Below are 20,404 nucleotides of genomic sequence, written 5' to 3'. Positions count from 1 at the left end.
CGCGATGGCCCGCGCATCCCCTGCCGGCAGCCCTCGGCCCTCGGCCCTCGCCCCTGCCTCCAAGGAGATCCCGCTGATGCTGCTCTGGCTCACCGACTGGCTCGGCCAGTACGACAGCGGCTTCTATGTGTTCCGCTACCTGACGCTGCGCACCATCCTCGGCGTGCTGACGGCGCTCGGGATCTCACTCGTCGTCGGCCGACCGATGATCCGCTGGCTCAGCAGCTACAAGGTGGGCCAGGTGGTGCGCACCGACGGGCCGGAAAGTCACTTCTCCAAGGCCGGCACGCCCACCATGGGCGGGACCCTGATGCTGGTGGCCATCGGCGTCAGCACCCTGCTCTGGGCGGATCTGCACAACCGCTTCGTCTGGGTGGTGCTGGTCACCACCATGGGCTTCGGCGCCATCGGTTTCGTGGACGACTACCGCAAGCTGGTGCTGCGCGACCCTAAGGGCCTGCCCGGGCGCTGGAAATACTTCTGGCAGACCGTGGTCGGCCTGTCCGCGGCGCTGTACCTCTACTTCAGCGCGACGACGCCGGGCGAGACGGCGCTGCTGGTGCCCTATCTGAAAGAAGTGAGCATCCAGCTCGGGCCGCTGTTCATCCTGTTCGCCTACTTCGTCATCGTCGGCAGCAGCAACGCCGTGAACCTCACCGATGGGCTGGACGGCCTCGCCGTGGTGCCGACGGCCATGGTCGCCGGCGGCCTCGGCATCATGGTCTACGCGGCAGGCAACATCGAGATCGCCCAATACCTGCGCATCCCCTACGTGGCCAACGTGGGCGAGGTCGTCGTGTTCTGCGGCGCCATCGCCGGCGCGGGCCTCGGCTTCCTGTGGTTCAACACCTACCCGGCTCAGGTGTTCATGGGCGACGTCGGCGCGCTGGCGCTGGGTGCGGCGCTCGGCGCCGTCGCCGTGGTCGCCAAGCAGGAGCTGGTGCTCTTCATCATGGGCGGGATCTTCGTGCTGGAGACCGTGTCCGTCATGCTTCAGGTGGCCTCGTTCAAGCTCACCGGCAAGCGCATCTTCCGTATGGCACCGCTGCACCACCACTACGAGCTCAAGGGCTGGCCGGAACCGCGCGTCATCGTGCGCTTCTGGATCGTCACCGTGGTGCTGGTGCTGATCGGGCTGGCGAGCCTCAAGATCCGATGAATCTGCCAAATCCGACATTCCCGGACCTCACACCCCAGGCACTGGCCGGTGCCAAGGCGCTGGTGGTGGGCCTCGGCCCCACTGGGCTCTCCTGCGCCCGCTACCTGCATGCGCGGGGCGCCATTGTGGCGGTCACCGACAGCCGCGACGCGCCGCCGGCGCTGGACACGCTGCGTACCGAGCTGCCGGACGTGGCCGTGATGCTCGGCGGCTTCGACGAAGACGCCTTCGCCAATGCCGACGTCGTCATCGTCGGCCCCGGCCTGCCGCTTACGACGCCAGCGGTTGCCCGCGCCATGGCGGCGGGCACACCCGTGGTCGGCGACGTGGAGCTGTTCGCCCAAGCCGTGCAGGCGCCGGTAGCCGGCATCACCGGCACCAACGGCAAGAGCACGGTGACAACCCTGCTGGGGCAGATGGCGCTGGCCGCCGGCAAGCGCACCGGCATCGGCGGCAACCTCGGCGAGCCGGTGCTGAATCTGCTGGCGGACGACATCGAGCTGTATGTCATCGAGCTGTCCAGCTTCCAGTTGGAGACCACCCACTCCCTGCCGCTGACAACCGCCACCGTGCTCAACCTGTCGCCGGACCACATGGACCGCCACGGGAACATGAGCGCCTATGGCGCCGCCAAGCAGCGCATCTTCGCGCACGCCGCCAGCGCGGTCGTGAACCGCGACGACGCGCCGGCCATGCGCCTCGCCGCGGGCGTAGCCGAGCAGACCGGCTTCACGCTGGGCGCGCCGGCCTACGCCGACGACTGGGGGGTCTGCGCCCATCGCGGCGCCCGCTGGATCTGCCGCGGTGACGAGCCGGTGCTGCCGGTGGACGAGCTGGTGCTGCCCGGTACCCACAACCTCGCCAACGCGCTGGCGGCGCTGGCACTCGGCGAGCGCTGTGGCCTCGCGCGCGAGCCCATGCTGCACGTGCTCAGGCGCTTCCGCGGGCTGTCGCACCGGAGCCAACTGGTCGCCGACCACAACGACATTCGCTGGATCAACGATTCCAAGGGCACCAACCCCGGCGCCACCGTGGCGGCGCTGGCCGGTCTCGTGCCGGACCCGACCCGCGGCAAGGCGGTGCTGATCGCCGGCGGCGACTGCAAGGATGCCGACTTCTCGCCACTGCCGGACGCCATCCGGCGCGCCGCCCGCGCGGTGGTGCTCATCGGCCGCGATGCAGACGATCTGGCCGCCGTGCTGGCGGACACGGTGCCCCTGCACCGCGCCGCTGACATGGACGAGGCGGTGCGCCAAGCGGCCGCGCTCGCCGAGCCGGGCGACTGCGTGCTGCTGTCGCCGGCCTGCGCGAGCTTCGACATGTTCGATGACTACCGCCACCGCGGATGCGTCTTTGCAGAGGCGGTTGCGAGGTGGGTGCCATGACGCACGCGATGTCGGCCGAAGCAAGCGTCGGTACACGCCGCCGCCGGCGCCTGGAGAAGCGGGAGCCCGTGATCGACGGCGCCCTGATGTTGGCGGTGCTTTTTCTGCTGGGCCTCGGGTTCATCATGGTCGCCTCGGCGTCCATGCCCATGGCTGACCGCACCTATCACGATCCGTTCTTCTTCGTCATCCGCCATGGCGTGGCCCTGGGACTTGCGCTCACCTGCGGCGCGATCTGCTTTGCCGTACCCCTCAGGGTGTGGGAAAAGGCAGGGCCGCTGCTGATGCTGATCGGCATCGCCCTGCTGGTGGTGCTGCTGGTCCCCGGCATTGGACGCACCGCCAACGGCGCCACGCGCTGGATTCCGCTCGGTGTGATGAACCTGCAACCCTCGGAGTTCATCAAGTTCACCGCGGTGCTTTACCTCAGCGGCTACCTGGTGCGCGAGCAACTGGAGGTGCAGATGAGCCTGATCGGCTTCCTGCGCCCGATGATCCTCGTCGGCATTGCCTGTGCGCTGATCATGGCGCAGCCGGACTTCGGCACCACGGCGGTCATCCTGGCCGCCAGCATGGGCCTGCTGTTCCTCGGCGGCGTCAGCGTGCTGAGCTTCGTCATGCTCGGGGTGCTCATGCTCGCCGGGCTGGCGGCGCTGATCATCACCGAGCCCTATCGGCTGACACGCGTCACCTCCTTCATGAACGCCTTCGACGACCCCTACAACACCGACTACCAGCTGAGCCAGGCGCTGATCGCCTTCGGCCGCGGCGAATGGCTCGGCGTGGGCCTCGGCCACGGCATCCAGAAGCAGTTCTACCTGCCGGAGGCGCACACGGACTTCCTGCTCGCCGTGATCGGCGAGGAGTTCGGCCTGCTGGGCGTGCTGGTGGTGGTTGCGGTGTTCGCGTTCATCACCTGGCGGGCGTTCGAGATCGGCGCCCGTGCGCGCCGCCAAGGGGACATGTTCGCCTGCTACGCCGCGCACGGCTTCGGACTGCTGCTGGGCTTGCAGGCATTCATCAATGTCGGCGTCAACACCGGGCTCCTGCCCACCAAGGGGCTGCCGCTGCCCTTCATGAGCTACGGCAGCAACGCGCTCATCGTCGCGGTGATGGCCGCGGCCGTGCTGCTGCGCATCGACTTCGAGCTGCGCCGCAAGGCGGTGGAGCCGATCCCCGAGGGCGGCCTGCACCGCGAGCGCGCGGTGCGGCCGGCGCGCCCGCCACGCGAGCGCACACGACGCGAACGGGGGGCCACATGGCGGCGGGCATGAACAAGCGCCAAGGGCCAAGCGCCGCGCGCCGCGCACCACTGGGAGCGCCGGCATCGCGCCGGCAGCTGGGAGCAAGCGCGTCCGGCCCGCGTCACGGCATGCCGCGCCAGGCGCCCCTCTCCGGCACCACCCGGCCGCCCACCGCGGGCGGCTGGAAGCCGTTCATCCCAGTGGCCGGTAAGATGCAGGCGCTCCCGTACGGCCTCGCGCTCGAGACACCCCAGAGCGGTGCCAAAAGCGTAAAGAAGGCCCAAGGGGCCAACGCGCCGACGGCAGCGCCGCAGCGGCGCGCGGCGCCTGGCGCTCGGCCCCTCTGCGTCGCAGTCATGGCCGGTGGCACCGGCGGTCACGTGTTCCCGGCACTCGCGGTAGCCGAGGTGCTGCGCGGGCGCGGTGTGCACGTGTTCTGGATCGGCACCCGCGCCGGCATGGAGGCGCGGCTGGTGCCCGAGCACGGCTTCGAGATGGAATGGGTGGCAATTCAGGGCGTGCGCGGTAAGGGCCTGAAGGCGCTGCTCACAGCGCCCTGGAAGCTCGCCGCCGCGGTGCGCGAGGCAGCGGCCATCTTGAAGCGCCGCGCGCCGCAGACGGTGCTCGGCATGGGCGGTTTCGTCGCCGGTCCCGGCGGGCTTGCGGCCAAGCTCCAGGGCCGTGCCCTGGTGATCCAGGAGCAGAACAGCGTGCCGGGTCTCACCAACCAGTGGCTCGCGCGCATCGCCGACCGGGCGTTCGAGGCCTTCCCCGGCAGCTTCCCGGCACGCCGCCATGCCATCGCGAGCGGCAATCCGGTGCGCGCGGCCATCGCCGCGTTGCCGGCGCCCGCCGTGCGGCTGCGGGGCCGCACCGGCCAAGCTCGGCTGTTGGTGGTGGGCGGTTCGCTCGGCGCCAAGGCGCTGAACGAGACGGTGCCGGCGGCGCTGGCGCTGCTCGCCGAGAACGAGCGCCCCCGGGTGCGCCACCAGGCGGGCGAGAAGACCCTGGCGGTCGCGGAGACAGCCTATGTCGAGGCCGGCATCGAGGCAGAGGTCACGCCCTTCATCGCCGACATGGCGGACGCCTACGCCTGGGCGGACCTGGTGGTCTGCCGTGCCGGTGCGCTGACGGTATCCGAGATCGCCGCCGTCGGTCTGGCGGCCATCTTCGTGCCATTCCCCTTCGCCGTGGACGACCACCAGGTGGGCAACGCCCGCTGGCTCAGCGACGCCGGCGCCGCGCGGCTCATCATCCAGAAGGGCCTGACCCCGGCAATGCTCGCCGCGCAGCTCCGCGAGCTGCTGGCCGATCCCGACAAGCGCCTGGCCATGGCCGAGGCTGGCCGCGCCCGGGCACGGACGGATGCCGCAGAGCGCATTGCGGATGCCTGTCTGGAGTTGGCCGCACGCTCGGAGCAGCAGACATGACCAGTCATCGGCTTGGAGTTTCACCGCGCTCGACGCCCGGGGCCCACGGCCTGGGGCCAAGCACCGGCGCACTCGCTTGGTCGCGCGCGCGATTCCCTCGTCGGAGCAGTACGCGATGAACGCCCACCGCATCCACAGCGCGAGTTACATGGGCCGCATGCGCCGGCTGCACTTCATCGGTGTCGGCGGCGCGGGCATGAGCGGCATCGCGGAGCTGATGGCGAACCTCGGCTACGAGGTGCAGGGCTCCGACCGCCGCGAGAGTGCCGTCACCGACCGGCTGCGCGAGCTCGGCGTCACGGTCTTCATCGGCCACGACGCCGCCCACGTGGCGGACGTCGACGCCGTCGTCGTCTCCACCGCCATCGACCCGGCCAACCCGGAAATCGTCGCCGCCAGAGACGCGCGCATCCCGGTGGTGCGCCGCGCCGAGATGCTGGCCGAGCTGATGCGCTTCCACTACGGCGTCGCGGTGGCAGGCACGCACGGCAAGACCACCACCACCAGCCTCATCGCCAGCGTGCTGGCCGAGGGCGGCCTGGACCCGACCTTCGTCATCGGCGGGCTGCTCAACAGCGCCGGTGCCAACGCCCGGCTCGGCACCAGCAAGTACCTGGTGGCGGAGGCCGACGAGAGCGACGCGTCCTTCCTGTTCCTGCAGCCGATGCTGGCGGTGGTGACCAACATCGACGCCGACCACATGCACACCTACGGCGGCGACTTCAATCGGCTGCGCAACACCTTCGTTGAGTTCCTCCACCACCTGCCCTTCTACGGCCTCGCGGTGCTGTGCGTGGACGACGACGAGATCGCATCGCTAGTGCCGATGGTCTCGCGGCCGGTGACGACCTACGGCACCCGCGCCGGCGCCGACATCCGCGCCGACAACGTGCGCCAGCAGGGCACGCGGATGCACTTCGACGCCCACCTGCCAGGCGGGGCCGTGCTGCCCATCGAGCTGAACCTGGCCGGCCGGCACAACATGCTCAACGCGCTGGCCGCCATCGCCGTCGGTCTGGAGCTGGGCGTGGATGAGGAGGCGATCCGGCGCGCACTGGCCGGGTTCCAGGGCGTCGGCCGGCGCTTCGTGGTGAGCCACTGCCACATCGGCGGTCAGCGCGACGTCACCCTGATCGACGACTACGGTCATCACCCCACCGAGGTCGCCGCCACCATGGCCGCCGTCCGTGGCAGCTGGCCCCGGCGCCGGCTGGTACTGGTGTTCCAGCCGCACCGCTACACCCGCACCCAGGAACAGTTCGACGATTTCGTGCAGGTGCTCTCGGAACCGGACGCGCTCGTGCTGTGCGAGGTCTACCCCGCCGGCGAGCCGCCTATCCCGGGCGCCGACGGGCGCAGCCTGGCCCGCGCGATCCGCGCTCGCGGCCGGCTGGACCCACTGTTCGTGCAGGATTTGAACGAGGTGGTCGAGGTGCTGGACGCGACCCTGGCCGATGGCGACGTCGTGCTCATGTCCGGTGCCGGCGACATCGGCGGCCTGGCCTCACGCCTGCCGCACCTGCTGGAAGACAGAGGTGACGACGATGCGCTTTGAAGAAGGGCCAAGAGCCGACAGCCAAGGGCCGAGTGCCGAGGGCCAAGGGGCGAGCCCCCAGCTCTGCTCCCTGCACCTGCACCTGCATCTGCACCTGCGCCTCGGTTGTGGCGAACCGCTGCGTGCGCGCCTGTCCAGCCGCGCGCCCGCATCGCCGCGCGCAGCCGGCGCCAGCGGCGCCGTCGGCCCCGCCCGCCGGCTGAGCGCCCCCTGGCGCCCGCGACCGGAGTGGCGTCGATGATCGACCAGACCACCCACCAGGCCGAAGGGCGCATCGGTGCAGCGCATCCGCCGACTGCACTGCGCGGCGAGCTGCGCCGCGACGAGCCGCTCGCCCGGCACACCACCTGGCGCGTCGGCGGACCGGCGGCGCGCCTGTACCGGCCGGCGGACCGGGCGGACCTGCTCGCCTTTTTGGGCAGCCTGCCCGCCGACGAGCCGCTGCTCTGGCTCGGCCTCGGCAGCAACCTGCTCATCGCCGACACCGGCTGGCCCGGCACCGTCATCGAGACCCAGGGCTGCCTCACCGACATGGCAGTCGTTGCGCCGGGCCGGCTGCGCTTCGAGGCCGGCGTGTCCTGCGCCAAGGCAGCGCGCTTTGCCACCCGGCAGGGGCTGGTGGGCATCGAGTTCCTGGCCGGCATCCCCGGCACCATGGGCGGCGCGCTGGCCATGAACGCAGGTGCCTGGGGCGGCGAGACCTGGCCGCACGTGGCCCTGGTGCGCACGGTGGATCGGGCAGGCAGCGTCCGCGAACGCGGGCCGCAAGACTTCGAGGTGGGCTACCGGCACGTCGTCATCCCGCCCGGCGAGTGGTTCCTGGAGGCGGAGATGACGCTCGAGAGCGGCGACACTGAGGCCGCCCAGGCGCGCATCAAGGCGCTGCTGGAGCGCCGCGCCGCCACCCAGCCGACGGGCCTGCCGAGCTGCGGCTCGGTGTTCCGCAACCCGCCGGACGGCCACGCGGCACGGCTCATCGAGGCCTGTGGACTCAAGGGGCTGCGCTTCGGCGGCGCCGAGGTCTCGCCCAAGCACGCAAACTTCATCATCAACACCGGCAACGCCAGCGCACGCGACATCGCGCGGCTCATCGACCACGTGCAGGCGGAGGTGGAGCGCCGCCACGGCGTCCGGCTGATACCCGAGGTACGTCGGGTGGGGGACTTCCAATTATGACTCTCGATCCGGGCAGGTTCGGCAAGGTGGCCCTATTGCTGGGCGGCGATGCCGCCGAGCGCGAGATCTCGCTGAAGAGCGGCGCCGCGGTGGCGGCGGCACTCAGGCGTTCGGGTGTCGATGTGCACGAGATCGATCCGGGCCCCGACGTGCTGGAGGTGCTGCGCGGCGGCGGCTTCGACCGGGCCTTCATCATCCTGCACGGCCGCGGCGGCGAGGACGGACAGATCCAGGGCGCGCTCGCGCGCATCGGCCTGCCCTACACCGGTTCCGGCGTGCTCGGCTCTGCCATCGGCATGGACAAGTACCGCACCAAGCTGCTGTGGGCCGGCGCCGGCATCCCGACGGCGCAGTTCGTGCTACTGCACCGCGAGGCCGACCTGCCGGCGGCGCGGCGCCTCGGCTTCCCGCTGATGATCAAGCCCTCGCAGGAGGGCTCCAGCATCGGCATGGCCAAGGTGGACGACGCGGCCTCGCTGGCCGACGCCTGGCGCGCCGCGGCGCGCTACGACGACACCGTGCTCGCCGAGTGCTGGCTGCCCGGCGACGAGTTCACCTGCGCCATCCTCCAGGGCGAGGCGCTGCCGCTGATTCGCCTGGAGACACCCAACAGCTTCTACGACTACGAGGCCAAGTACTTCGCCAACACCACCCGCTACCACTGCCCCTGCGGCCTGCCGGCAGAACGCGAAGCGGAGCTCCAGCAGCTCTGCGTGCGCGCCTTCGACGCGGTCGGCGCCTCCGGCTGGGGCCGGGTGGACTTCATGTTGGACGGCGACGGCGCGCCCAAGCTGCTGGAGGTCAACACGGTACCGGGCATGACCGACCACAGCCTGGTGCCCATGGCCGCCAAGGCCGCCGGCATCGACTTCGACACGCTGTGCCTGCGTATCCTCGCCACCAGCCTGGCGCCGGATGAGGAGATAGACGCGTGAGCTACGCGCCGATGCCCACGGAGACGCAGGCGCCCGTCGAGCCGCACGCCGTGGCCGTGCCGCCGCGGCCGAGCAGCTTTGCGCTCATCGCGCGGCTGCTCACCGCCGTGGCCATCATCGGCGCACTGATCGGCGCCGGCTTCGTGGCGCTCGACTGGGAACCGCGGCTGCTGCCCATCCGGGTGGTCACCGTGGACGGCGAGATGCACGGGCTCTCCCGCGCGTCGCTGGAGCAGACCATCGCCGGGCACATCGACGGTGGCATCCTGACCCAGGACGTGGCGGCGCTGCGGCAACAGGTGGAGGACCTGCCCTGGATCCGCCGCGCCAGCGTGCGGCGGGTCTGGCCGGATCGGCTGGTGTTCACCGTCACCGAGCATGAGGCCATTGCCCGCTGGGGCGACAACGGCCTGGTCACCGCCGACGGCATCGTCTTCCGCCCGCGTGACGGCCGCCTGCCGGCCGGGCTGGTACGCCTCGACGGTGCCGACAACATGGCGCCCGAGGTCGTGGAGCGCTACCTGCGCTGGCATCCGCAGCTCGCCGAGCTCGGACTCATCATCGACTCGGTGGTGCGCAACGCCCGCGGCGACTGGACCCTCACCCTGCTCGGCGGCACCGAGCTCTATCTGGGCACCGAGGACATCGAACAGCGCTTCAAGCGCCTCCTGGCCGCCTACCCGCAGGTGGAGGCCATCGGCATCCCCACCCGCATCGACCTGCGTTACAGCAACGGCTTCGCGGTGCGCTGGGTGCCGCGAACCGATGCACGGCCCGACCGCGTGGCCGCCATCCAATCACGGCAACGGAGCTGAAACTGGCATGTCCAGACGTAGTGAAAAGAATCTCCTGGTGGGCCTCGACATCGGCACCTCGAAGGTGGCCGCGCTGGTGGGCGAGCTGAAGGCCGACGACACCATCGAGATCATCGGCATCGGCACGCATCCATCGCACGGCCTGAAGAAGGGCGTGGTGGTGGACATCGAGTCCACGGTGCAGTCCATCCAGCGTGCCGTCGAGGAGGCGGAGCTGATGGCCGGCTGCGAGATCCACTCGGTGCACGCCTGCATCGCCGGCAGCCATGTGCGCAGCCTGAACTCCCACGGCATCACCGCCATCAAGGACCACGAGGTAGTGCAGGCGGACGTGGACCGCGTCATCGACGCCGCCCGCGCGGTCGCCATCCCGGCGGACCAGAAGATCCTGCACATCCTGCCGCAGGAATTCATCATCGACGACCAGGAGGGCATCCGCGAGCCCATCGGCATGTCCGGCGTGCGCCTGGAGGCCCGGGTGCATATGGTCACCGGCGCCGTCAGCGCGGCGCAGAACATCGTCAAGTGCATCCGCCGCTGCGGCCTGGAGGTGGACGACCTGGTGCTGAGCCAGCTCAGCTCCAGCTACGCCGTGCTCGGCGAGGACGAGAAGGAGCTCGGCGTGTGCCTGGTGGACATCGGCGGCGGCACCACGGATCTCGCGGTGTTCACCGACGGCGCGATCCGCCACACCGCCTGCATTCCCATCGCCGGCGATCAGGTCACCAACGACATCGCCGTGGCCCTGCGCACGCCCACCCAGCACGCCGAGCAGATCAAGATCCGCCACGCCTGTGCGCTCTCCTCCAAGGGCGTCAACGAGGACATCGAGGTGCCCAGCATCGGCGAGCGCCCGGCGCGCCAGCTCTCGCGCCAGACCCTGGCAGAGGTCGTCGAGCCGCGTTACGAGGAGCTCCTGAACTTGCTTCAGGGCGAGCTTAGGCGCAGCGGCTTCGAGGATCTCATCGCCGGCGGCGTCGTGCTCACCGGCGGCAGCACCAAGATGGACGGCCTCGTCGAGCTGGCGGAAGAGGTCTTTCACATGCCCGTGCGCATCGGCGTTCCGCAGTACGTCACGGGCCTCGAGGACACCATTGCCGACCCGGTCTATTCCACCGGCGTCGGCCTGCTCATCTATGCGCAGCAGCACCGCTTCGCCGCCGGCTCCGAGTACGCGGAGGCGGCCGGCTTCTGGGGACGGCTGCGCAGATTTTTCGGCGGTTGAAGTCGAGGCCGCCGGAGCGGCCCGATGCGCGGGCGATGGATGCCCCGCAACAAGAAACGCGCGGCACCAGGGCGCACAGCCGGCGGCCGCGGCTAGCAGGAGTCGGGCGTATCCACCCCGCGGCCCGAGGGGACGGCAGACCAGGCAGGCAACAGCAAGCGACACGAGAGGCAATACATATGTTCGAGCTCATGGATACCCAGACTCAGACCGCAGTCATCAAGGTCATCGGCGTCGGCGGCGGCGGCGGCAACGCGGTCAACCACATGGCCGCGGCCAACATCGAAGGCGTGGATTTCATTTGCTGCAACACCGACGCGCAGGCGCTGGAGAACGCCACTGTCAAGACCATCCTGCAGCTCGGCGCCGGCATCACCAAGGGGCTCGGCGCCGGTGCCGATCCGGACATCGGCCGCAAGGCCGCCGAGGAAGACCGCGATCGCATCAAGGACGCGCTCGAAGGCGCCGACATGGTCTTCATCACCGCCGGCATGGGTGGCGGCACGGGCACCGGCGCGGCGCCGGTGGTGGCCGAGGTAGCCCGCGAGCTGGGCATCCTCACTGTCGCCGTGGTCACCAAGCCGTTCCCGTTCGAGGGCGGCAGGCGCGGCAAGGTGGCCAGCTCCGGCATCGCCGAGCTGGCCAAGCACGTCGACTCGCTGATCACCATTCCCAATGAAAAGCTGTTGCAGGTGCTGGGCAAGGACATGACACTGTTGAGTGCCTTCAGCGCCGCCAACGACGTGCTGTTGAACGCGACCCAGGGCATCGCCGAGCTGATCACCCGCCCGGGCCTCATCAACGTGGACTTCGCGGACGTCAAGACGGTGATGTCCGAGATGGGCGTATCCATGATGGGCACGGGGGCGGCGAGCGGTGAGAACCGTGCCCGCGAGGCCGCCGAGGCCGCCATCAACAGTCCGCTGCTGGAGGACATCGACCTCGCCGGCGCGCGCGGCATCCTGGTGAACATCACCGCGGGCCTGAGCCTGTCCATCGGTGAGTTCGACGAGGTGGGCAACACCGTGCGCGACTTCGCCGACGACGAGGCCACCGTGGTCGTGGGCACCGTCATCGACCCGGAGTTGGAGGATGAGCTGCGCGTCACCGTGGTGGCCACGGGTCTCGGCTCCCGCGCCGCGAGCATGGCCAGGGACGAGCCGAAGATGCGCCTGGTCAGCGGCCACGACGGCGACGGCATGACGCCGGACTACCGGAATATGGACCAGCCTGCCTACCTCCGCAGTAAGCGCCTGGCGGCCGCCGGTGGCGGCGCGGAGGGAGGATCCGAGCTGGACTACCTGGACATTCCGGCGTTCCTGCGTCGGCAGGCCGATTGACGCGCCCCGAGGAATGCCCCGGGCCGGCCGCACTGCCCTGTGCTGCCGGCCGGTCCGGGGCTGATCAGCGGGCCGGCACCTGAGCAGCACCTGAGCGGCCGAGGCGACACGCCGCTCAGCCCCCGGCGAAAAACATCGTCAAATTAGGGGTTTCCCTTGATCTAGGACAATCCCTATCGCGAAAAGACGCGAAAAAACAGCCCCTTCCCTTGAATTTGAATTTGGTGCTTGATAATAATTCGGGAAAACCCTAACCTATGACGTAAGCAACAGGTTGGTATGCGTCGCTGTAACGCGGCGCCATTTTCCGACACCAGGGCACCACCGGTTCCATCCGGGCGCTCCACAACGGACCGCCCACACAAGGAAGCTGGAGCCAACCGGCAAGGGGGGAGCGACCGTGATCCGACAACGCACCTTGAAAAACGTCATCCGCGCCACCGGCGTTGGATTGCATACGGGCACCAAGGTGTTTCTCACCTTGCGTCCGGCAGCGCCCGATACGGGCATCGTATTCCGGCGGGTCGACCTCGACCCACCCGTTGACATCCCGGCCTGCCCCGCGCGGGTGGGCGACACGCGTCTGTCCACGACGCTCGAGGCGGGCGGCGCGCGGGTGTCCACCGTGGAGCACCTGCTTTCCGCCTTCGCCGGTCTCGGCATCGACAATGCCTACGTCGACGTTAGCGCCGGTGAAGTGCCCATCATGGACGGCAGCGCCGGTCCATTCGTCTTTCTGCTGCAATCCGCCGGCATCGAAGAGCAGAACCGCCCGAAGCGCTTCATCCGCATCAAGCGCACCGTGTCGGTCGAGGACGGGGACAAGTACGCACGCTTCGAGCCCTATAACGGCTTCCGCGTGGGCTTCTCCATCGACTTCGAGCACCCGGCATTCACGTCCCGCGCCCAGACCGCCGTGGTGGACTTCTCCAGCACCTCCTTCGTCAAGGAGGTGAGCCGCGCACGAACCTTCGGCTTCCTGCGCGACATCGAGGCGCTGCGGGCCCAGAACCTCGCCCTCGGCGGCAGCCTCGACAATGCCGTGGTGGTTGACGACTTCCGCGTGCTCAACGACGACGGCCTCCGCTACGAGGACGAATTCGTCAAGCACAAGATCCTGGACGCCATCGGCGACCTGTACCTGCTCGGCCACCCCCTCATCGGCGCCTTCGTCGGGTACAAGTCCGGCCACGCGCTGAACAACCGCCTCCTGCGCGACCTGCTCGCGCAAGAGGACGCCTGGGAAGAGGTCACGTTCGATGACCCCGCCCAGGTGCCGATCCGCTTCGGTCAACCCGCCCTGGCGGGCTAAGACCGGTCCGAGCGCCACCCGCGGCCACGACCGCTGCGCACCCTCCCTGGCGCACCCGCGACAGGCCGAGCCATGACTCAGCGCGAACATCGCAACGACCCCGCCAGCCGCCGCAGGCTGGCGGCAAGCGGCGTGTCGCCAAGCGCCGCGGCGGTCTGCTCCACTGCCTGCACGGCACTGCTGCCGGCGCCGGGCAGCGGGCATCGCTCTGCCATCTTCTGGGGCGCCGGCGCGCATGGCCGCGCACGCACCCGGCAAGTGTCCACCGCCTCGCCCTGCTCCGCGAGCAGTTCGGCGAGCGCGGGCAGGAACTGAGGCGAGAGAAACCTCAGTCGATCCACCCAAGCGGGGGAATCACAAATCAACGTCAGCCGGCCATCGTCGAGGGTGGCCTGAGTGCAGTGCCCGGCAACAGACGCCGGCAGCAGTGAGCGGATGCGCTCTAGCAGCGCCTCGCGCCGCTGAAGCTCCAGCAGCAACGCCGTGACCGCGTCGCTGCCCTGCAGGAATCCACGGATGTGACGGGCACTGGATTGCATGGATTGCTCCTGGATTGCTGGCCCGGCCGTGTCGTTCGGCAACAACCGACGCGGTCCGGCTGAAGAACTTGGGGGGCGAGACCGGCTCAACGCAAGGCCTCGCGGACACGAAACAAGCGAAGAGCGTAACAACAGATGACACATTCCACGACTTGCAGCCAGCGAGCTGAAGCCGGCCACGCGTCGGTCTTCTTGCTGGCCATCATGGCGACCGCGCTAGCCGCCGGCGGCGTCGGATTCTGGCTCGGAAAGTACCGCCTTGCCGATGAGGACATGGCGGCGCTCGAGCGCACCACGCCTGCCGCCGCCAGCATCTCCGCCGCAGACCGCACCTCCGCGGACATCGACGCGGTCGCCGCGCGCGTCGGGGCGCTGCAGGCGGAAATCATGCGTATCAACGCCCTTGGCCAGCGACTGGTGGAGATGGCAGGACTCGACGAGGACGAGTTCGACTTCTCCCACCCGGCGCCCGCCGGCGGTCCGGAGGAGGCCGTTTTGCGCGCCAACAATGTCGACGACGTCGCCCAGGACCTGGCAAAGGTGCTCTCCGAACTCGACGACCGCAAGCGCAAGCTGGGGCTGCTGGAGACGCTCATCATGGAGCGCGACCTCAAGCGCCAGAGCACGCCCGAGGGCTGGCCGCTGCGCGAGGGGGGCGTCGTAACCTCCGGCTTCGGCTACCGGCGTCACCCCATCACCGGTCGTCGCAGTATGCATCTCGGCATCGATATCGCCGCCAAGTACGGTACCGACATCGTCGCCATGGCCGACGGCGTCGTGATCTTTTCCGGACGCAAGGGCGGCTACGGCAACCTCGTGGAGCTTCGCCATCCCAACGGGCTCGAGACCCGCTACGGCCACTGCAGCAAGCTCCTGGTCAAGGAAGGCGACATGATCCGCAAGGGGCAGGTGATCGCTAAGCTGGGCTCCACCGGCCGCTCCACCGGGCCGCACGTGCACTTCGAGGTGCGCCGCGAAGGCGAGGCGGTGAACCCGATGCAATACCTCGACCTGAGCCAGAAATCCCGCGTCGCCCGGCTGTAACACGCGGCTGCCGTAAGAACGCCGCGCCCGCCTGGAGAACAGGCGGGCGCGGCGTTCTTGCGTTTCCGTAACCTTTAATTTCCTGTTCCCGGCAGCGCGCGCCACCACCTTCCGGTATCCTGTACAGATTTATTCCGCCGCTGAGGTCCCCCTGCGGGCAAGTCATGGGCATCAACGTTTTCAAGAAGATATTCGGCAGCCGCAACGAGCGGCTGGTGAAACGGCTGCTGAAGACGGCCGAATCCATCAACGCGCTCGAAGGCGAAATTGCCGCACTGCCGGACGATGGCCTGCGCGCGCGCATGCGGCGCGCCGCCGAGCAGGCCAAGGCCGGTACCCCGCTGGAAGACCTCCTGCCCGAGGTTTTCGCGGTAGTCCGCGAAGGAGGCAAACGCGTGCTCGGCATGCGCCACTTCGACGTGCAGCTCGTCGGCGGCATGGTGCTGAACGACGGCAAGATCGCCGAGATGCGCACCGGTGAGGGCAAGACCTTGGTAGCGACGCTTGCCGCCTGCCTGAACGCGCTACCCGGCAAGGGCGTGCACGTGGTGACCGTCAACGACTACCTGGCGCGCCGCGACGCCGCCTGGATGGGCCAGATCTATCACTTCCTGGGCCTCAGCGTCGGCGTCATCAACAGTTCTGGTGGACTCGGCCCGGACACGGCGTCCTTCCTCTACGACCCCGCCTTCGACCCCGCCGAGGGCGAGCAGGGCCACCGACACCTGCGCGCCTGCACCCGCCGCGAGGCCTACGCCGCCGACATCACCTACGGCACCAACAACGAGTTCGGCTTCGACTACCTGCGTGACAACATGGCCTTCACGCCGGAGCAGCGGGTGCAGCGCCCCCCCTTCTACGCCATCGTCGACGAGGTGGACAGCATCCTCATCGACGAGGCACGCACGCCACTCATCATCTCCGGCCCGTCCGAGGGCAGCACGGACCTGTACAAGCAGATCGATCAGATCATCCCGAAGCTGACCCGCCAGGAGCCCATCAAAAACGAAGAGGGCCAACCGGACTTCGGCCCCGGCGACTTCTCCGTCGACGAGAAAGCACGCCAGGTCTTCCTCAGTGAAGAGGGCCACGAGAAGGTCGAGGCCATGCTCACGGAGCTCGAGCTGCTCGGCGAGGGCGAAAGCCTGTACGACGCCAGCAACATTGTGCTGATGCACCATGTCTACGCGGCACTGCGGGCACACGCGCTGTTCCAGAAGAACGTCGACTACATCGTCCGCGACGGGCAGATCATCATCGTCGACGAGTTCACCGGCCGCACCATGCCCGGCCGGCGCTGGTCCGAGGGCCTGCACCAGGCCGTGGAGGCCAAGGAGCGGGTGCCGATCCAGCCCGAAAACCAGACCATGGCCTCCATCACCTTCCAGAACCTGTTCCGGCTCTACCCGAAGCTGGCGGGCATGACCGGCACCGCCGATACCGAGGCCTACGAGTTCCAGCAGATCTACGGGCTGGAGGTCGTCGTCATCCCCACCAACAAGCCGATGATCCGCGACGACCGCGGCGACCTGGTGTACCTGACGCAGGACGAGAAGTACCGCGCCATCATCGAGGACATCAAGGATTGCGTGGAGCGTGGCCAGCCGGCGTTGGTGGGCACCGCGTCCATCGAAACCTCGGAGCTGGTGTCCAAGCTGCTCCAGGGCGAAAAGATCCCGCATGAGGTGCTGAACGCCAAGCAGCACGAGCGCGAGGCGGGCATCGTCGCGCGCGCCGGCGAGCCCGGCGCCGTCACCATCGCCACCAACATGGCCGGCCGCGGCACCGACATCGTGCTCGGCGGCAACCTCGATGCCGAGTTAGAGAAGGCCGCCGACGACGCCGGGCACGAGCGCATCAGGGCCGACTGGAAGGCCCGCCACCAGCGCGTCATCGAGGCGGGCGGCCTGCACGTCATCGGCACCGAGCGGCATGAGTCTCGGCGCATCGACAACCAGCTCCGCGGGCGCTCCGGGCGCCAGGGCGACCCGGGCTCGTCGCGCTTCTACCTGTCGCTGAAAGACAATCTCATGCGCATCTTCGCCTCCGACCGGGTGGGCAACATGATGCAAAAGCTCGGCATGCAGGAGGGCGAGGCCATCGAGCACCCCTGGGTGACCAAGGCCATCGAGAACGCCCAGCGCAAGGTGGAAGGCCGCAACTTCGACATCCGCAAGCAGCTGCTCGAGTACGACGACGTCGCCAACGACCAGCGCAAAGTCATCTACGAGCAGCGCCGCGAGCTGATGGACGGCGAGGACATCTCCGAGACCGTCACCGCGATGCGCGCGGATGTGCTGAGCACCCTCATCAACGGCTACATCCCGCCGCAGAGCCTCGAGGAGCAGTGGGACATACCGGGGCTGAGCCAGGCTCTGACCGAGTTCTTCGGCGGCGACTGGCCCATCCAGCGCTGGCTGGACGAGGACCACGAGCTGCACGAGGAGACACTCCGCGAGCGCATCGCCGACACCCTCTCTGTTTACTATGCCGAGAAGGAGAAGCTGGTCGGCGCCGCCACCATGCGCCAGATCGAAAAGGCGGTGATGCTGCAGACGCTGGACACCCAGTGGAAGGACCACCTCGCGCAAATGGACTACCTGCGCCAGGGCATTCATCTGCGCGGCTATGCGCAGAAGAACCCGAAGCAGGAGTACAAGCGCGAGGCCTTCGAGATGTTCAGCGCGATGCTCGGCAGCATCAAGGAGGACGTGGTCAAGACCCTCTCGCGCATGCAGGTCCGCTCGCCCGAGGAACTGGCCCCCGAGCTGGCGCCGTCGCCAGCACGGGAGCAGGAATTCCAGTTCCAGCACGAGTCCTTCACCGGCCTGGGTGATCCGCAGGAGGCCGCCGCCGTCGGTGCCGGCTCGGAACGATCGCAAGCCGGAGGGAGGCGTCAAGCCGGCCTTGCCGCCGCGGAACAGGCGCTCCAGGGCGACGACGACCACCAGCCTTATGTGCGCGGCGAGCGCAAGGTGGGCCGCAACGAGCCCTGCCCGTGCGGCTCCGGCAAGAAGTATAAGCAATGCTGCGGCAAGGTGGCCTGAACGCAATGACGCCGCTGCGCATCGCCGGCATCCGGCTCGCCGCCACCGCCGCCGGTATCCGCTATCAGGGCCGCGATGACCTGGTCCTGCTGGAACTGCCGCCCGGCGCCGAGGCCGCCGCCGTGTTCACCACCAACGCTTTTTGCGCCGCGCCGGTGCAACTGGCGCGGGCGCATCTCGCGCAGGGGCGGCCGCGCTACCTGCTGATCAACTCCGGCAACGCCAACGCCGGCACCGGGGCACGCGGTCTTGCGGACGCCGAGGCATGCTGCACGGCACTCGCCGCCGCAGCCGCCTGCGCACCCGAGCAGGTGCTGCCCTTCTCCACCGGCGTCATCGGCGAGTACCTGCCGGTGGAACGCATCGCGAGCGCGCTGCCGGGGCTCCTGGACGGCCTCGAGACGGACGGCTGGGAGGCCGCGGCACGGGCCATCATGACCACGGACACGCGGCCCAAGACCGCCGCGACCCGCTGCGACCTCGGCGGACGCCAGGCCAGCGTCGTCGGCATGGCCAAGGGCGCGGGCATGATCCGCCCGGACATGGCCACCATGCTCGCCTTCATCGCCACCGATGCAGCAGTGCCGGCGGGGCTGCTGGATGAGCTGCTGCGGGCGGCGGTGGCCGACACCTTCAACGCCATCAGCATCGACGGCGACACCTCCACCAACGACGCATGCGTGCTCTGTGCCGCCGGCACCCTTGCCGGCGGCCCGGTAGCAGCGCGCTCCACTGCCGCCGCGGTGCTCGGCGAGGCCATCCACGACGTCTGCGAAACCCTGGCCAAGGCCATCGTGCGCGATGGCGAGGGTGCCACCAAGCACGTCACCATCGAGGTCGTGGAAGCGGCGAGCGCCGCCGAGGCCAGGGCGGTCGCCGACACCATAGCCCACTCGCCGCTGGTGAAGACCGCGCTGTTCGCGTCCGACCCCAACTGGGGCCGCATCCTCGCCGCGGTGGGGCGCGCCGGACTCGATGCGCTCGACATCGAGCAAGTGCGTATCTGGCTCGACGACTGCCTCATCGTCAGCGGCGGCGGCCGCGACGCGGCCTACACCGAGGATGCCGGCCGCGCGGTGATGAGCCGGGACGCCTTTCGCATCCGCGTCGCGCTGGGGCGCGGCGACGCCGCCGCGCGGGTCATCACCTGCGACCTCAGCTACGACTATGTCCGGATCAACGCCGAGTACCGGACCTGAGCCAAGCCACGACGGCACTGCCAAGCGCTGTATCCATGTCGCCGCCGGCGCCATTCGGGACGCCGCCGGCCGAGTGCTGCTGACACGGCGCCCGGCGGGCGTTCACCAAGGCGGCCTGTGGGAGTTCCCGGGTGGCAAGCTGGAGCCCGGCGAGTCGGTGCGATCGGCCCTGGCGCGCGAGCTGCGCGAGGAGCTCGGCATCGCAGTCCGCGCCGCCCGCCCGCTGATTCGCGTCCACCACGACTACGGCGACCGCCACGTGCTGCTGGACGTGTTCCTGGTCACCGAGTACGCCGGCACACCCAGCGGCATCGAGGGCCAGCCAATGACCTGGCAGGCGCCCGCGGCCATGGACGCCGAGCGTTTCCCGGCGGCCGACCGGCCCATCATCGACGCCCTGCGGCTGCCCGAGCGCTATCTCATTACCGGCGCCGAGCCACGCGACGAAGCAGCCTTTCTGCATCGGCTCGCGGCGGCGTTGCAGACGGGCGTCCAGCTCGTGCAACTGCGCCGCCATGACCTCGCCGATGCGGACTATGCCCGGCTCGCCCGCGCCGCCTTGCCGCTGTGCCGCGCGGCCGGCGCCCGCCTGCTGCTGAACCGTGCCCCCGAGTTGGCGGGCGAGTTGGACGCGGACGGCGTGCATCTGCGCGCCAAGATGCTCTGGCGCATTGCCGCACGTCCGCCGGCATGCGACCTGGCCGGGGCCTCCTGCCACAACGCCGCCGAGCTGCGGCGCGCCGCGGAGCTCGGACTCGATTACGCGCTGTTGGGGCCGGTGCTGGAGACGGCCACGCATCCGGACGCCGAGCCGCTCGGCTGGGCTGGCTTCGCGGCCCTGGCGGACACCGCGGCGCTGCCGGTGTACGCGCTGGGCGGGATGGGCATGGACCACCTGACCGAGAGCTTCCAGCATGGCGCCCAGGGCATCGCAGCGATCGGCGGCCTGTGGCGCCCGGACTGAGGCGCGCGCGGCCGCGCAAGCGGGAAACCCGCGCG

At 69.4% G+C, this 20,404-nt stretch carries 17 protein-coding genes; 16 read left to right on the top strand and 1 reads right to left on the bottom strand.

The annotated features are described in order from the left end of the window. Positions 1 to 76: 76 nt before the first annotated feature. The 12 genes from mraY (at position 77) to lpxC (ending at position 13,576) form a co-directional block, all read left to right on the top strand. Positions 77 to 1,159 carry a phospho-N-acetylmuramoyl-pentapeptide-transferase gene (mraY, locus tag LJE69_RS17510; protein WP_296927320.1) on the top strand — a complete coding sequence of 361 codons (1,083 nt, stop codon included), beginning with the start codon at positions 77 to 79 and terminating at the stop codon, positions 1,157 to 1,159. After that, the gene (murD, locus tag LJE69_RS17505) at positions 1,156 to 2,544 is read left to right on the top strand and encodes a UDP-N-acetylmuramoyl-L-alanine--D-glutamate ligase (RefSeq protein ID WP_296927319.1); all 1,389 of its coding nucleotides are present in this window, start codon (positions 1,156 to 1,158) and stop codon (positions 2,542 to 2,544) included. The genes mraY and murD overlap by 4 nt, the downstream gene beginning before the upstream one ends. 8 nt (positions 2,545 to 2,552) lie before the next feature. Next, entirely contained in the window at positions 2,553 to 3,818 is a 1,266-nt protein-coding gene (ftsW, locus tag LJE69_RS17500) for a putative lipid II flippase FtsW (protein WP_296927318.1), read from the top strand. 326 nt (positions 3,819 to 4,144) lie between these two features. Continuing rightward, the gene (murG, locus tag LJE69_RS17495) at positions 4,145 to 5,218 is read left to right on the top strand and encodes an undecaprenyldiphospho-muramoylpentapeptide beta-N-acetylglucosaminyltransferase (RefSeq protein ID WP_296927328.1); all 1,074 of its coding nucleotides are present in this window, start codon (positions 4,145 to 4,147) and stop codon (positions 5,216 to 5,218) included. A gap of 115 nt (positions 5,219 to 5,333) precedes the next feature. Then, complete coding sequence (murC, locus tag LJE69_RS17490) at positions 5,334 to 6,773, top strand: UDP-N-acetylmuramate--L-alanine ligase (protein ID WP_296927317.1); 1,440 nt, start codon at positions 5,334 to 5,336, stop codon at positions 6,771 to 6,773. Beyond that, complete coding sequence (locus LJE69_RS17485; RefSeq protein ID WP_296927316.1) at positions 6,763 to 7,014, top strand: hypothetical protein; 252 nt, start codon at positions 6,763 to 6,765, stop codon at positions 7,012 to 7,014. Before murC ends, LJE69_RS17485 begins: the two co-directional genes overlap by 11 nt. Further along, on the top strand, positions 7,011 to 7,949 hold the full coding sequence (murB, locus tag LJE69_RS17480) for a UDP-N-acetylmuramate dehydrogenase (RefSeq protein WP_296927315.1): 939 nt from the start codon (positions 7,011 to 7,013) through the stop codon (positions 7,947 to 7,949). Before LJE69_RS17485 ends, murB begins: the two co-directional genes overlap by 4 nt. Further along, positions 7,946 to 8,884 (top strand): D-alanine--D-alanine ligase, encoded by a 939-nt coding sequence (locus tag LJE69_RS17475; protein ID WP_296927314.1) that lies wholly within the window; start codon positions 7,946 to 7,948, stop codon positions 8,882 to 8,884. The genes murB and LJE69_RS17475 overlap by 4 nt, the downstream gene beginning before the upstream one ends. Then, on the top strand, positions 8,881 to 9,699 hold the full coding sequence (locus LJE69_RS17470) for a cell division protein FtsQ/DivIB (RefSeq protein ID WP_296927313.1): 819 nt from the start codon (positions 8,881 to 8,883) through the stop codon (positions 9,697 to 9,699). The genes LJE69_RS17475 and LJE69_RS17470 overlap by 4 nt, the downstream gene beginning before the upstream one ends. A 7-nt stretch (positions 9,700 to 9,706) precedes the next feature. After that, on the top strand, positions 9,707 to 10,924 hold the full coding sequence (gene ftsA, locus LJE69_RS17465; protein WP_296927312.1) for a cell division protein FtsA: 1,218 nt from the start codon (positions 9,707 to 9,709) through the stop codon (positions 10,922 to 10,924). Positions 10,925 to 11,103: 179 nt separating this feature from the next. Continuing rightward, complete coding sequence (ftsZ, locus tag LJE69_RS17460; RefSeq protein WP_296927311.1) at positions 11,104 to 12,264, top strand: cell division protein FtsZ; 1,161 nt, start codon at positions 11,104 to 11,106, stop codon at positions 12,262 to 12,264. A 400-nt stretch (positions 12,265 to 12,664) separates the two neighbouring features. After that, entirely contained in the window at positions 12,665 to 13,576 is a 912-nt protein-coding gene (gene lpxC / locus LJE69_RS17455) for a UDP-3-O-acyl-N-acetylglucosamine deacetylase (RefSeq protein ID WP_296927310.1), read from the top strand. Between the two features lie 77 nt (positions 13,577 to 13,653). On the opposite strand, the gene LJE69_RS17450 is transcribed toward lpxC, so the two are convergent. Next, positions 13,654 to 14,115 carry a DUF721 domain-containing protein gene (locus tag LJE69_RS17450; RefSeq protein ID WP_296927309.1) on the bottom strand — a complete coding sequence of 154 codons (462 nt, stop codon included), beginning with the start codon at positions 14,113 to 14,115 and terminating at the stop codon, positions 13,654 to 13,656. A gap of 135 nt (positions 14,116 to 14,250) precedes the next feature. Here LJE69_RS17450 and LJE69_RS17445 point away from each other — a divergent pair, with 135 nt between their 5' ends. The 4 genes from LJE69_RS17445 to LJE69_RS17430 all read left to right on the top strand — a co-directional run bounded on the left by LJE69_RS17445 (position 14,251) and on the right by LJE69_RS17430 (position 20,369). After that, on the top strand, positions 14,251 to 15,159 hold the full coding sequence (locus tag LJE69_RS17445; RefSeq protein WP_296927308.1) for a M23 family metallopeptidase: 909 nt from the start codon (positions 14,251 to 14,253) through the stop codon (positions 15,157 to 15,159). A 164-nt stretch (positions 15,160 to 15,323) separates the two neighbouring features. Further along, a complete protein-coding gene (gene secA, locus LJE69_RS17440) occupies positions 15,324 to 18,206 on the top strand; it encodes a preprotein translocase subunit SecA (protein WP_296927307.1) in 2,883 nt (960 codons plus the stop codon). Beyond that, a complete protein-coding gene (gene argJ, locus LJE69_RS17435) occupies positions 18,185 to 19,405 on the top strand; it encodes a bifunctional glutamate N-acetyltransferase/amino-acid acetyltransferase ArgJ (protein WP_296927306.1) in 1,221 nt (406 codons plus the stop codon). The genes secA and argJ overlap by 22 nt, the downstream gene beginning before the upstream one ends. Further along, on the top strand, positions 19,374 to 20,369 hold the full coding sequence (locus tag LJE69_RS17430; protein ID WP_296927305.1) for a Nudix family hydrolase: 996 nt from the start codon (positions 19,374 to 19,376) through the stop codon (positions 20,367 to 20,369). Before argJ ends, LJE69_RS17430 begins: the two co-directional genes overlap by 32 nt. Positions 20,370 to 20,404: the final 35 nt, after the last annotated feature.

This window comes from Thiohalocapsa sp. (assembly GCF_022340605.1).
In the GTDB taxonomy this organism is placed as follows: domain Bacteria; phylum Pseudomonadota; class Gammaproteobacteria; order Chromatiales; family Chromatiaceae; genus Thiohalocapsa.
The sequence above is the reverse complement of the archived record's forward strand: the minus strand, read 5'-3'. Positions and strand labels throughout refer to the sequence as shown.

Excerpts from the sequence above, each read along its gene's own strand:
- murC (WP_296927317.1), top strand. The coding sequence starts at position 5,334 with ATGAACGCCCACCGCATCCACAGCGCGAGTTACATGGGCCGCATGCGC.
- argJ (WP_296927306.1), top strand. The coding sequence starts at position 18,185 with ATGCTGCGGCAAGGTGGCCTGAACGCAATGACGCCGCTGCGCATCGCC.
- LJE69_RS17445 (WP_296927308.1), top strand. The coding sequence starts at position 14,251 with ATGACACATTCCACGACTTGCAGCCAGCGAGCTGAAGCCGGCCACGCG.
- LJE69_RS17475 (WP_296927314.1), top strand. The coding sequence starts at position 7,946 with ATGACTCTCGATCCGGGCAGGTTCGGCAAGGTGGCCCTATTGCTGGGC.
- mraY (WP_296927320.1), top strand. The coding sequence starts at position 77 with ATGCTGCTCTGGCTCACCGACTGGCTCGGCCAGTACGACAGCGGCTTC.
- murD (WP_296927319.1), top strand. The coding sequence starts at position 1,156 with ATGAATCTGCCAAATCCGACATTCCCGGACCTCACACCCCAGGCACTG.
- ftsA (WP_296927312.1), top strand. The coding sequence starts at position 9,707 with ATGTCCAGACGTAGTGAAAAGAATCTCCTGGTGGGCCTCGACATCGGC.
- secA (WP_296927307.1), top strand. The coding sequence starts at position 15,324 with ATGGGCATCAACGTTTTCAAGAAGATATTCGGCAGCCGCAACGAGCGG.
- LJE69_RS17485 (WP_296927316.1), top strand. The coding sequence starts at position 6,763 with ATGCGCTTTGAAGAAGGGCCAAGAGCCGACAGCCAAGGGCCGAGTGCC.
- LJE69_RS17430 (WP_296927305.1), top strand. The coding sequence starts at position 19,374 with ATGTCCGGATCAACGCCGAGTACCGGACCTGAGCCAAGCCACGACGGC.
- ftsW (WP_296927318.1), top strand. The coding sequence starts at position 2,553 with ATGTCGGCCGAAGCAAGCGTCGGTACACGCCGCCGCCGGCGCCTGGAG.
- murB (WP_296927315.1), top strand. The coding sequence starts at position 7,011 with ATGATCGACCAGACCACCCACCAGGCCGAAGGGCGCATCGGTGCAGCG.
- LJE69_RS17450 (WP_296927309.1), bottom strand. The coding sequence starts at position 14,115 with ATGCAATCCAGTGCCCGTCACATCCGTGGATTCCTGCAGGGCAGCGAC.
- murG (WP_296927328.1), top strand. The coding sequence starts at position 4,145 with ATGGCCGGTGGCACCGGCGGTCACGTGTTCCCGGCACTCGCGGTAGCC.
- ftsZ (WP_296927311.1), top strand. The coding sequence starts at position 11,104 with ATGTTCGAGCTCATGGATACCCAGACTCAGACCGCAGTCATCAAGGTC.